This window comes from Betaproteobacteria bacterium, from assembly GCA_016720855.1.
GTDB lineage: Bacteria > Pseudomonadota > Gammaproteobacteria > Burkholderiales > Usitatibacteraceae > FEB-7.
Window position 1 is genome coordinate 928,002 of the sequence record JADKJU010000001.1, and the last position, 12,054, is coordinate 940,055.

General features: G+C 66.0%; 13 protein-coding genes. 1 reads left to right on the top strand and 12 read right to left on the bottom strand.

The genetic code is table 11. The features are described from left to right. Position 1: 1 nt before the first annotated feature. Positions 2–775, bottom strand: a complete 774-nt coding sequence (locus IPP91_04120; GenBank protein MBL0141255.1) for a 3'-5' exonuclease — start codon at positions 773–775, stop codon at positions 2–4. A gap of 69 nt (positions 776–844) precedes the next feature. Between IPP91_04120 and IPP91_04125 the strand changes: the two genes are divergently transcribed. After that, positions 845–1,843, top strand: a complete 999-nt coding sequence (locus IPP91_04125) for an NADP-dependent oxidoreductase (protein ID MBL0141256.1) — start codon at positions 845–847, stop codon at positions 1,841–1,843. Positions 1,844–1,846: 3 nt separating this feature from the next. On the opposite strand, the gene cysM is transcribed toward IPP91_04125, so the two are convergent. The 11 genes from cysM to rpsA all read right to left on the bottom strand — a co-directional run bounded on the left by cysM (position 1,847) and on the right by rpsA (position 11,965). After that, on the bottom strand, positions 1,847–2,737 hold the full coding sequence (gene cysM, locus IPP91_04130; GenBank protein ID MBL0141257.1) for a cysteine synthase CysM: 891 nt from the start codon (positions 2,735–2,737) through the stop codon (positions 1,847–1,849). Positions 2,738–2,848: 111 nt separating this feature from the next. Next, positions 2,849–3,508, bottom strand: coding sequence for a helix-hairpin-helix domain-containing protein (locus IPP91_04135; protein MBL0141258.1), 660 nt, complete (start codon positions 3,506–3,508; stop codon positions 2,849–2,851). Positions 3,509–3,659: 151 nt separating this feature from the next. Further along, the gene (locus IPP91_04140) at positions 3,660–4,271 is read right to left on the bottom strand and encodes a hypothetical protein (GenBank protein MBL0141259.1); all 612 of its coding nucleotides are present in this window, start codon (positions 4,269–4,271) and stop codon (positions 3,660–3,662) included. Further along, entirely contained in the window at positions 4,268–5,272 is a 1,005-nt protein-coding gene (gene rfaD, locus IPP91_04145) for an ADP-glyceromanno-heptose 6-epimerase (protein MBL0141260.1), read from the bottom strand. The genes IPP91_04140 and rfaD overlap by 4 nt, the downstream gene beginning before the upstream one ends. Before the next feature lie 19 nt (positions 5,273–5,291). Then, positions 5,292–6,245, bottom strand: coding sequence for a D-glycero-beta-D-manno-heptose-7-phosphate kinase (gene rfaE1 / locus IPP91_04150; protein ID MBL0141261.1), 954 nt, complete (start codon positions 6,243–6,245; stop codon positions 5,292–5,294). Next, on the bottom strand, positions 6,242–7,564 hold the full coding sequence (locus tag IPP91_04155) for a UDP-glucose/GDP-mannose dehydrogenase family protein (GenBank protein MBL0141262.1): 1,323 nt from the start codon (positions 7,562–7,564) through the stop codon (positions 6,242–6,244). Before IPP91_04155 ends, rfaE1 begins: the two co-directional genes overlap by 4 nt. Then, positions 7,561–8,271: an orotidine-5'-phosphate decarboxylase gene (gene pyrF / locus IPP91_04160; protein ID MBL0141263.1), complete on the bottom strand. Its 711-nt coding sequence runs from the start codon at positions 8,269–8,271 to the stop codon at positions 7,561–7,563. The genes IPP91_04155 and pyrF overlap by 4 nt, the downstream gene beginning before the upstream one ends. After that, the gene (gene lapB, locus IPP91_04165) at positions 8,261–9,466 is read right to left on the bottom strand and encodes a lipopolysaccharide assembly protein LapB (protein MBL0141264.1); all 1,206 of its coding nucleotides are present in this window, start codon (positions 9,464–9,466) and stop codon (positions 8,261–8,263) included. The genes pyrF and lapB overlap by 11 nt, the downstream gene beginning before the upstream one ends. Next, positions 9,456–9,758 (bottom strand): DUF1049 domain-containing protein, encoded by a 303-nt coding sequence (locus tag IPP91_04170; GenBank protein MBL0141265.1) that lies wholly within the window; start codon positions 9,756–9,758, stop codon positions 9,456–9,458. Before IPP91_04170 ends, lapB begins: the two co-directional genes overlap by 11 nt. 140 nt (positions 9,759–9,898) lie before the next feature. Further along, a complete protein-coding gene (locus IPP91_04175; GenBank protein ID MBL0141266.1) occupies positions 9,899–10,183 on the bottom strand; it encodes an integration host factor subunit beta in 285 nt (94 codons plus the stop codon). Positions 10,184–10,222: 39 nt separating this feature from the next. Next, positions 10,223–11,965 (bottom strand): 30S ribosomal protein S1, encoded by a 1,743-nt coding sequence (rpsA, locus tag IPP91_04180; GenBank protein ID MBL0141267.1) that lies wholly within the window; start codon positions 11,963–11,965, stop codon positions 10,223–10,225. Between the last annotated feature and the right edge of the window lie 89 nt (positions 11,966–12,054).

Below are 12,054 nucleotides of genomic sequence, written 5' to 3' on the forward strand. Positions count from 1 at the left end.
CCTAGATCCAGGCGTCGGCGAATTCGCGCCAATGCGCGGCCTTCTGTTCGCCGAGGAATGCGCGGAACAGCGTGATCTCCCGGTCGTAGGCATCCGGCGACAGCACCCCGCGCATGCGCTGGAAGCGCTGGTACAGGAGATAGGTGTTCGCGACGTCCGTCTCGCAGTAGTCGCGAATGGCGTCGATCTTCCCCTCGCGCCACGCCTGCCAGACCTTCGACCCGTCCATGCCGAGCTTGCCTGGCAGCCCGCAAAGCTGCGCAATGTCGTCCAGCGGCGCGAAGGCGCGGTTCTGGTAGCCCGCCAGGAGGTCCATGAGATCGATATGGCGGGCATGGAAGCGCGAGATGTAGTTGTTCCACTTGAAGTCGCGGTCGTCTTCCCCCAGATCCCAGTAGCGGGGCGCCGCGACGCCGTGGAAGAGCGCGCGGTAATGAAGCACGGGCAGGTCAAAGCCGCCGCCGTTCCACGAGACGAGCTGGGGCGTGTACTTGTCGATGCCGTCGAAGAACCGCTTCACCAGCTCGGCCTCGCCGTCCTTGGCGGCGCCCAGGGACCATACGCGCACGCCATCGCGCTCCCGCAGCGCGCACGAGATCGCCACCACGCGGTGCAGGTGGCAGGGAAGGAAGTCGCTTCCCGTCGATTGGCGGCGGCGCTGGGAAGCAAGTTCCACGACGGCGTCGTCGGTGGTGTCCGCGGACAGGTCCCACAGGCGGCGAAACCCCGCCACGTCGGGAATGGTTTCGATGTCGAACACGAGGATGGGGGCCATGGAGTGATATCTTGCCGGTTGGCGTAATCCGGCATTTTCCCGCATCCCGCGCCATTTCCGGAGGAAAAATTGAGCGAGAGGAACCTGCGCATCGTCCTGGCGGCCCGCCCCGCGGGGTGGGTGGAAGCATCCCACTTCCGCCTCGAGGAGGCGCCTGTGCCCGCGCCGGGCGAAGGCGAGCTGCTCATTCGCGTGAAGTGGCTGTCGCTCGATCCCTACATGCGCGGCCGCATGAACGAGGGCAAGTCCTACGCAGCCCGGGTGGAACTGGGCGATGTCATGGTCGGCGGCACGGTTGGCGAGGTGGTCTCGTCGCGCAATCCGAAGTTCGCGGCGGGAGACCTGGTCCTGGGCATCCAGGGCTGGCAGCGGTATGCGATCTCGAACGGCCAAGGGCTCATGAAAGTGCCCGACCCCAGGCTTCCGGAGACCGTCTGGCTGGGCGCTGCGGGCATGCCGGGCGTCACCGCCTGGATCGGGCTCGGCCAGATCGGCACCCCGAGGACTGGCGAGACGGTCGTGGTTTCGTCGGCAAGCGGCGCCGTGGGCAGCGTTGCCGGCCAGCTTGCCCGGATCGCGGGCTGCCGTGTCGTGGGAATCGCGGGAGGAGCCGCGAAATGCGACTACGTGGTGCAGGAACTGGGCTTCGACGCGTGTGTGGACTACAAGGCCGGCGCCGTGGACGCCGCGCTCAAGGCCGCCGCCCCCTCTGGCGTGGACGTGTACTTCGACAACGTGGGCGGAGAGATCCTCGACGCCGTCCTGAAGCGCGTGAACCCCAACGCGCGCATCCCGCTCTGCGGTCTCATCTCGGGCTACAACGGCCAGGACATCCCGATCCGCAACGTCTTTTCGCTGCTGGTGAACCGCGTGCGGCTGCAGGGCTTCATCGTGAGCGACCGCATGGACCTGTGGCCGCAGGCGATCCGCGAGCTGGCCGGACACGTTGCCGCCGGGAACATCAAGTACCGCGAGACGATCACCGAGGGCCTCGAATCGGCACCCGGCGCGTTGATCGAGCTGCTGAAGGGGGAAAACTTCGGCAAGCGCCTCGTGCGCGTGGGATAGCGCTCAGGCGGGAAACACGCCCGTCGAAAGGTATCGGTCACCGCGATCGCAGACGATGTGGACGATGACGGCGTCCTTCGCCTCGCTGCTCACCCTGAGCGCCGCCGCCAGCCCGCCGCCCGACGAGATGCCGGCAAAGATGCCCTCCTCGGCCGCCAGCCGCCGCGTCATCTCCTCGCTCTCCGGCTGGGAAACCTCGATGATCCGGTCCACCCGGGCCTTGTCGTAGATCCGGGGCTGGTATTCCTCGGGCCATTTGCGGATGCCCGGGACGTTCGACCCCGGGGCCGGATGCACGCCAATGACCTCGATCGCGGGGTTCTTCTCCTTGAGGAACCGCGAGCAACCCATGAGCGTCCCGGTGGTGCCCATCGTCGCCACGAAGTGCGTCACCGTTCCCGCGGTGTCGCGCCAGATCTCCGGTCCCGTTCCCGTGTAGTGGGCCATGGGGTTGTCCGGGTTCGCGAACTGGTCGAGGATCACGCCCTCCCCCGCGTCGCGCATTCGCCCGGCGGTGTCACGGGCGAGTTCCATGCCCCCCTTCTCCGCCGTCAGCACGAACTTCGCCCCGAAGGCAGCCATCGTCTGGCGGCGCTCGATGGAAAGGTGCTCGGGCATCACGAGGATCATCCGGTAGCCCCGCATCGCCGCCGCCATCGCCAGCGCAATGCCGGTGTTGCCACTGGTGGCCTCGATGAGCGTGTCCCCGGGCTTGATCTCGCCGCGCCGCTCCGCGCCAAGGACCATCGACAGCGCCGGCCTGTCCTTCACCGAGCCGGCGGGATTGTTCCCCTCGAGCTTGGCCAGGATCACGTTCGAGGTCCGTCCGGGGATGCGCTGCAGACGGACGAGGGGAGTGTTGCCGACGTACTGCTCGAGCGAGGCAAACATCACGGAGTCCTTCGGAGGGGACAAGCCGGAAGTATAGCGGCGGCGCCATCGCGCGCCCGAAACGAAAAGGCCCCGCACGAAGCGGGGCCTTCCGATTGCAGGTCTTGCCGGGCGTTACTTCTTCTCGGCGGCTTTCTTTTCGTCAGCAGCCTTCTTGTCGGCGACTTTCTTGTCGTCGGCAGCCTTCTTGTCGGCGGCCTTCTTGTCGGCAGCAGCCTTCTTGTCGGCGGCTTTCTTGTCGGCGGCTTCCTTCTTGTCGGCAGCGGCTTTCTTGTCGTCAGCCTTCTTGTCGACCTTCACTTCCTTCGTGTCATCCTTCTTGGCATCCGCGGCAGGCGCCTTTTCCTTCTTCGGCGTTTCCTTCTTCGCGTCGGCTTTCTTCGGATCTTCCTTCTTCGCGTCGGCTTTCTTCGGTTCTTCCTTCTTCGCGTCGGCCTTCTTCGGCGCTTCCTTCTTCACGTCGGCTTTCTTCGGCTCTTCCTTCTTCGCGTCGGCCTTGGCGGGCGCATCGATCTTCGTGGCCCCGGAGAGCGAGACGTCCTTGCGAATCTTCTCGAACGTGGCGTCGCCCACCCCATCGACCTTCTTCACGTCATCGAGCGACTTGAACGCGCCGTTCTTCTTGCGATAGTCGATGATGGCCTGGGCCTTCACCGGGCCGATGCCGTTGAGGCTCTCGAGCTCTTCCTTCGTCGCGGTATTGATGTTCACGGCTGCGAACGCGATTCCCACGTAAGCAAACAGGGCCAAGAAGAGCCCGATGATTTTTTTCATTGCCATCCCCTGAATTCGAAACTTGAATTGACCCGCTTTCGCATGCCGCTCGTCGAGCGAACGACACGCACCGCGTTTCTCCGGTGGCCTCTTCACGAAACCGGGCCAAACAGTAGAAGCTTTTGATTATACTGGATATTTCTCGAAGCCGCTAGGGGCCGGACGGCGGCAGGACCGCAACCTCCACATCGTCGAAGCAGACCTCGCCCCCGCCTTCCAGGATGAGGGCGACTTCCACCAATTCCGTCCCGGCGGGCACGTCGATGTCGACGCCGGCCCGGCGCCAGCCCGGCGCGCGCGTCAGCAGACTCCTCCGGTCGTCGAGCACACCGCCGCCCGGCCCGTGGAGGATGATGACCACCCCCGCACTCCCATCCAATCCCTCCGCGTTCACGGCCACCGACACCCGCAGGCGCTTGCCCACAAGGCCCGCGCCGGGCACGGATTGAGTCGCCATCGCCCAGGGCTCCTTCTTGATGCGGGTGACCTTGAGATAGCGGCCCTGCGAGCCGGGATCGGATGCCAGGGAAAAGGCAAACGCCGTGGTGTCGTTGTGCATCGTGCACCACCACGAGGCCGGGCATGGGCGCCACGGATCCGGGGCCGCCTCGAAATCCGCATTTCGCAGCAGGCCGGGCGTGGCGTCCCGGGGGACGCGCGCGGCGCTTGTATCGAGCGCCTCGCCACCTGCACCTGCCGTCGCGCACCCGCCGATCGAAGCCGCAATCGCGACGCCGGCGAGAGCCAGGCACAGGCGCCTCACCGCGTAATCTCCCTTTCCAGCCGCGAGGCCACGTAACGTCCGACGCCCTCCTCGACCGAGAGGAACGAGTCGGCATAGCCAGCCGCCCGGATCGCGGATACGTCGGCTTGCGTGAAGCTCTGGTACTTGCCGATCAGCTGGGGCGGGAAGGCGATGTACTCGAGAGCCCCCGCCTCGCGAAGCTGCGCGAGAGACAGCGAAGCCTCGCCGCGCGATCGGCGAACTGCGTTTACCGTCGCGCAGGCCACGTCGTTGAAGCTCTGCGCCTTGCCCGTGCCAACGTTGAAGATGCCGGAAATCTCCGGGTGGTCGAGGAAGAACAGGTTCACCTTCACCACATCCTCGACGCTGACGAAATCGCGAATCTGCTCGCCCGGTCCGTAGCCTGCGCTTGCCTCGAAGAGCCGCACACGCCCGTCCTTCAGGTACTGGTTGAAGAAGTGGAACGCAACCGAGGCCATGCGCCCCTTGTGGGACTCACGCGGCCCGTACACGTTGAAATAGCGGAAGCCCGCCACCTGGGCGGTGCGCCCGGCAAGCCTGCGACGCACCACCTGGTCGAAGAGGAACTTCGAATAACCATAGACGTTCAGCGGCCCCTCGTGCTCGCGCGACTCCCGGAAGATTCGCCCGGCGCCATACACCGAGGCGGAGGACGCGTAGATGTACGGGATGTCGAACCGCTGGCACCAGTCGAGCAGGTCCAGGGAGTACCGGTAGTTGTTCTCCATCATGTACCGGCCATCCGCCTCCATGGTGTCGGAGCAGGCGCCCAGGTGCAGGACGGCGGAAAAGTCGGCATCGAATTCGTCGGCGCGGATGCGTTCGATGAAATCGAGCTTGTCGAAGTAGCCCGATATTTCGCAGTCGGCGAGGTTGGGCATCTTCTCGGCACGCGTGAGGTTGTCCACGGCGACGATTTCGGTCACGCCGCGCGCGTTGAGAGCCTTCACGATATTGGAGCCGATAAAGCCGGCAGCTCCGGTGACGATCAATTTCACGATTTACCTCCGCCGGTATTCATCCGGGTGTGCTGGCGAGGCTCTCGAGGAGCTCCTCGCGGTGAACGACGGCCGTGCCGAGCTTGCCGACCACGATGCCGGCGGCGTGGTTGGCCACGCGCATCGCCGCCGGAAGATCCGCTCCGGCAGCGACCATGAGCGAGAGCGCCGCGATCACGGTGTCCCCTGCGCCGCTCACGTCGAAGACCTCCTGCGCCAGGGTCGGCTCGTGCCGAGTCTCGGTCGCCGTGAACAGCGACATGCCGTCCTCGCTCCGCGTCACGATGAGCGCGCCCACGTCAAGGTCGGTGCGCAGTTTCTGCGCCCGGCGGGCGAGGTCCGCCTCGTCGGTCCAGCGCCCCGCCACCTCGCGGAACTCGCTTCGATTCGGCGTGAGCAGCGTGGCGCCCCGATAGCGGTCGTACTCCGCCCCCTTCGGATCCACCAGGACGGGCTTGCGATGCGCGCGCGCCACCTCGATCATCCGCGTCACATGGGCGAGGCCGCCCTTGCCGTAGTCCGACAGGACGATGGCGTCGGCCTCGTCCACGAGTCGCTCGAACTCGTCCAGCTTCGCGGCCAGCACCTCGTGGCCTGGCGCGCGCTCGAAGTCCACGCGTAGCAGTTGCTGCTGCTGCCCGATGACACGCAGCTTGACCGTCGTGGAGAGCCCGGCATCGCGATGCAGACTGGCGCGCACGTTTCCCTCGTGCAGGAGCCTTTCGAGCGCGAGGCCGGCTTCATCCTCGCCGATCACGGACAGGAGCGTCGCCTGCCCTCCGAGGGCATTGATGTTGCGGGCGACGTTGGCCGCGCCGCCCGGGCGTTCCTCGACCTTACTCACCAGGACGACGGGGACCGGCGCCTCGGGTGATATCCGCTCCACGTCGCCGAACCAGTAGCGATCGAGCATCACGTCGCCCACCACCAGCACGCGGCAGCCAGCGAAATCCGGAAGGCCGGCGTGTTTCATGGCCGCCCGATCGGGAAATACTCGAAACCCTGCGCGCGAACCATCGCAGGCTCGTAGAGGTTGCGCCCGTCGAAAATGACGGGAGAGGCGAGACGGCGCTTGAGCTCGTCGAAGTCGGGACTCCGGAACGCCTTCCACTCGGTGATGATCGCGAGCGCATCTGCGCCCACCGCGGCATCGAGCGCATCCGCGGCGAACCGCACTCGCGGCTCGCCCGCATAGAGGTGCCGCGCCTCGGGCATGGCCACGGGATCGAAGGCCGTCACCGTGGCCCCGCGGGCGAGGAGCCCGTCGATGACCACGCGGCTCGGCGCTTCGCGCATGTCGTCCGTGTTCGGCTTGAAGGCGAGTCCCCAGAGCGCGATGCGGCGGCCGGCGAGATCCTCGCCGAAGCGCCGGGCGATCTTCTGCACCAGCACGCCCTTCTGGCGATCGTTGGCTTCCTCGACGGCGCGTACGACCTTGAGATCGATGCCGTTCTCCTGCGCTGTGCGCAGGAGCGCGGTGACGTCCTTCGGAAAGCAGGACCCGCCGAAGCCTGCGCCGGGGTACAGGAAGTGGTATCCGATGCGCGGATCGGAGCCGATGCCCTTGCGCACATGCTCGATGTCGGCGCCGAGGCGTTCGGCCAGCAGCGCAAGCTCGTTCATGAAGGAGATCCGCGTGGCGAGCATCGCGTTGGCTGCGTACTTGGTGAGCTCCGCGGAACGGATGTCCATCACCTGCAGCCGCTCGTGGTTTCGCTGGAACGGGGCGTAGAGCTCGCGCATCGCCTCGATGGCGCCCGGATCGTCGGCGCCGATGACGATGCGGTCGGGACGCATGAAATCCTCGACGGCCGCGCCCTCCTTCAGGAACTCCGGATTCGAAACCACCGAGAACGCGAGCGCGGCGCCACGGGTCGCGAGCGTCTTCGCCACCTCGGCCCGGACCTTGTCCGCGGTGCCCACCGGGACCGTCGACTTGTCCACGATCACGCGCGGCCCGTCCATGTGCGTGGCGACGGACCGCGCCGCGGCCAGGACGTACTGCAGGTCCGCCGAGCCGTCCTCGCCCGGGGGAGTGCCTACCGCGATCATCTGGACGCGCCCGAACCGTGCGCTCTGCACCGGATCGGTCGTGAAGGAAAGTCGGCCGGCGGCGACGTTTGCCTGCACGACCTCGATCAGTCCGGGCTCGTAGATGGGAATTTCACCGCGACGCAGCATGCCGATCTTGCGCTCGTCCACGTCGAGGCAGAGCACGTGGTTGCCGACGTCAGCCAGGCATGCGCCCGTCACGAGTCCGACGTAGCCGGTGCCGACGATGCTGACCTTCATGGCGTGTCCTTCCCGCTCGCGATGGAGCGCTCGATGGCCTGGAGGGCCGCCGCCGGATCGGCCGATTGCGTGACGGGACGCCCGATGACGAGGTAATGGGCGCCTTCGCGCACCGCATCCGCCGGCGTCACCACGCGGGACTGGTCCCCCTTGGCCTCGCCGGGAAGGCGGATTCCGGGCGTGACCGTCACGAAATGATCGCCGATCGCCTGGCGAAGCATGCCCGCCTCGTGCGCCGAGCAGACGACGCCGTCCAGCCCGCTCGCAGCCGCCAGGCGTGCCAGGCGCTGGACATTTTCGGCCGCGCTTCCCGCAAAGCCGATTCCGGCGAGCTCCGCGTCAGACAGGCTCGTGAGGACCGTAACTCCGATGAGGAGCGGCGGCTTCGGGAACGAAGCAATCGCCTCGCGTGCCGCGCGCATCATGGCCGCGCCTCCGCTCGCGTGAACGTTCACCATCCAGACGCCCAGGCTTGCCGCGGCCCGGCACGCGCCCGCCACGGTGTTGGGAATGTCGTGGAACTTGAGGTCGAGAAAGACCTCGAATCCGCGCGCCTGCAGTTGCCCGACGATGGCAGGGCCGGCGGCCACGAAGAGCTCCTTGCCGACCTTGACGCGGCACGACGCCGGGTCGAGGCGCGCGGCCATCGAAAGCGCCGAGGCGCCATCCGGGTAATCGAGCGCGACGATGACCCGCCTACTGTCCAATCTGGATCCTCGAGAGGTGGCGTCCCGCCGTTTCCAGCTCCGCCGTGCGCCGCGGCGCGAACGATTCCCAGCCCCCGCAGGCGGGGCACTGCCAGAAGAACTGTCGGGCCTTGAATCCGCACTGCGAACACAGGTACACGGAGAGCGCCTGAGCATGCGAGTGCACGAGGGACTTCATCAGTTGCAGGTCCTGCCGGCGCTCCGGGGGAGCGCGAAGCAGTTCCGCGTCGATCAGGCGATCCAGCCCCACGAGCGTGGGGTTGCGACGGACCTCCTCGCGCACCAGCCGCCACGCAGCCTCGTCGCCTTCGTGTTCGGCGCTGGCCTGGTACACGACGTTCAGGAGATCCAGTCCCGGGTACCGGTTCTGCAGCCCACGCACCAGGGTGAGCCCCTCGACCGGGCGACCAAGCGCCTTGTAGCTTTCCACCAACCCGTCGGCCGCGAGGCCCAGGTACGCCGCATCCTGCGCCTCGATCGCCTTCCAGGCCGCTATCGCCTCCTCGTGGCGGCCTTCGCGCGCCAGCCATTCGCCGCGCAGCAGGTTCGCGCGGACGCACTTGCGGTTGGCCTCGAGCGCGCGGTCCAGCAGCGCGTGCGCCGCCTCCTGCCGGCCGTGGATCTGCTCCGTGATCGCGAGCTCGCAGTGGTAGTTGGCGATCTCGCGCTGGTAGTTGCGCTTGGCGCTCGCCTCGATCTTGCGGGCCGCGCCGATGGCCTTCTCCCAGTCCTTCTCCTGGATGTAGATATCCAGAAGGTGGCGATGGATCTCGGGAGACGGTTGCGATTCGGCCATTTTCACCAGGACCGATTCCGCATGGTCGAGTAGCCCAGCCTTGAAGTAGTCCTCGGCAAGCTCGAAGGAGGCCTTGCGCCGCTCCTCCTGGGGAAGATCCTCCCGGGCGACCAGGTCCTGGTGCATGCGGATGGCACGATCGACTTCGCCGCGGCGCCGGAAGAGACTGCCCAGGGCGAACTGCAGTTCCACCGTCTGCGGATTTTCCTTGGCCACCTGCAGGAACGACTCGATGGCCTTGTCGGGCTGCTCGTTCAGCAGGAAGTTGAGTCCGCGGAAGTACGAGGAAGGCATCTGCCGCGACTCCGACAGCAGGCTCTTGAGGTCCACGCGGGCCGCGATCCAGCCCATGCCGAAGAACACCGGCAGGGCGAGCAGCCACCAGAACTCAAAGTCCATGGGAATCCGCGGGAGGCTCGAGCGGCGCGGGGACCGGCATGGCCGGAGCCGGCGGCGACAACGACTTGCGAAGCCGTCCCATTTCGCGGCGCTGGCGCACCACCGTCGGAAGCCAGGCGAGCAGGCCGATCACCACGCCGGCCACGAAAGCCACCAGCACCACGAAGACGAGCGGCGCCTGCCACGAGTGCTCGGGGAGCCCGTGCAAGGTGACGACCTGGCTGTTTCTCACCGCAAACCAGACCAGCACCAACACGATCGCAATGCGGAAGATCCAGGCGAGCGCTTGCATATCCGTGGTCGTGGAGCGAGCCGTCAGAAAGTGAAAGGGTCGGGGAACGAGCGGTCGGTGGGGAAACGGTCAGGGCGAAAAAAAAGCGGCAGGGATCATTTTACCCTGCCGCTCGATGGTTTCAGGCCGGCCGGGGCCGATCATTCATGGGCATCGACCCGCTCCCTCAGCTCCTTGCCGGCCTTGAAGTGCGGCACGTACTTGCGCGGCACCTGCACCTTCTCGCCCGTCTTGGGGTTGCGTCCCACCCTCGGGGGGCGAAAATTGAGGCCGAAACTGCCGAATCCGCGGATCTCGATGCGATTGCCCGAAGCGAGGGTGTGCGCCATCGCGTCGAGCATGGTCTTCACCGCGAGTTCCGCGTCCTTGGGCGCCAGTTGACTGTGCCGCGCGCTCAGCAATTCGATGAGCTGTGACTTGGTCATGGCGTGCGAGTCTTCCCCTTGCATGTCCGCCCCGGTTCGCTATTCCTTCGACCCGCTGCCGAGCTTCGCCTTGAGCAGGGCACCGAGGTTCGTGGTGCCCGAGGCCGCGCTGCTCTCCGAAGCCATCTTCTGCAGGGCGGCGGATTCCTCGGCCGCGTCCTTGGCCTTGATGGAAAGGTTGATCGAGCGGTTCTTGCGATCGATGTTCACGATCACGGCCTCGACCTCCTCGCCCTCCTTCAGGTGGGTGCGGACGTCCTCGACGCGATCGCGCGAGATCTCGGAGGCGCGAAGGTAGCCTTCGACGTCCTTGTCGAGCTCGATCACGGCGCCCTTGGATTCGATCGACTTCACGAAGCCCTTCACGATGTTGCCCTTGTCGTGAATGGTGACGTAGTTGCCGAACGGATCGCCTTCGAGCTGCTTGATGCCGAGCGAAATGCGCTCACGCTCCACGTCGATCGAAAGGACCATCGTCTCGACCTCCTCGCCCTTCTTCATTTCCTTGACGGCTTCCTCGCCGGCGGCGTTCCAGGAAAGGTCGGAGAGGTGCACGAGGCCATCGATGTTTCCGGGCAGGCCGATGAACACGCCGAAGTCGGTGATGGACTTGATAAGGCCCTTCACCTTGTCGCCCTTCTTGTGGTTCATGGCGAACTCGTCCCACGGGTTGGGCATGCACTGCTTCATCCCGAGGGAGATGCGGCGGCGGTCCTCGTCGATTTCGAGGATCATCACCTCGACCTCGTCGCCCAGGGACACGACCTTGGCGGGGTGGACGTTCTTGTTGGTCCAATCCATTTCGGAGACGTGCACCAGGCCCTCGATGCCGCTCTCGATCTCGACGAACGCGCCGTAGTCGGTGATGTTGGTCACCTTGCCGAACAGGCGCGTGCCCTGCGGGTAGCGGCGGGAAATGCCCACCCACGGGTCTTCGCCCAGCTGCTTGAGCCCCAGCGACACGCGGTTCTTCTCCGCGTCGAACTTGAGGATCTTGGCGGTGACCTCGTCGCCCACGTTGAGCACCTCGGTCGGGTGCTTCACGCGGCGCCACGCGAGGTCGGTGATGTGCAGGAGGCCGTCGATGCCGCCCAGGTCCACGAACGCGCCGTAGTCGGTGATGTTCTTGACGATGCCCTTGACGATCGCGCCTTCCTTGAGCGTCTCGAGGAGCTGCTGGCGCTCCACACCCGCGGTCGCTTCCATGACGGCGCGGCGGGAAACGACGACGTTGTTGCGCTTGCGGTCGAGCTTGATCACCTTGAATTCGAGTTCCTTGCCCTCGAAGTGCGAGGTGTCCTTCATCGGACGCAGGTCCACGAGCGACCCGGGCAGGAAGGCGCGGATGCCATTCACCATCACGGTGAGGCCGCCCTTGACCTTGCCGGAGACGACGCCGGTGATGATCGTGCCGTTCTCGAGCGCGGTGTCGAGCTCGGACCAGGCGGCGAGCTTCTTCGCCTTCTCGCGCGAGAGCTTGGTCGCGCCGAAGCCGTCCTCGAGTGCCTCGATGCAGACGGACACGAAATCGCCGGGCTTGATCTCGATTTCGCCGCGGTCGTTCTTGAATTCCTCGGTGGAGATTGCGCTTTCGGATTTCAGTCCCGCGTTGACGATCACGACGTTCGGGTCGATGGAAATGACCTCGGCGGTGATCACTTCGCCCGAGCGCATCTCCTGGCGCGTGAGGCTTTCCTCGAAGAGGGCAGCGAAGCTCTCCGGGAAACCTTCGGGAATGGGAGCGGAAACGGGGGTGGGGGTTGCGGTGGATTGGGACAGCATGGAAGAGATACCTGTGCTTTCGATTCGCACGGCCTTGCGGCCGTGTCTGGTTTGCAAACGCCAATCGGGCGGTGACGCTCCCCGGGCCG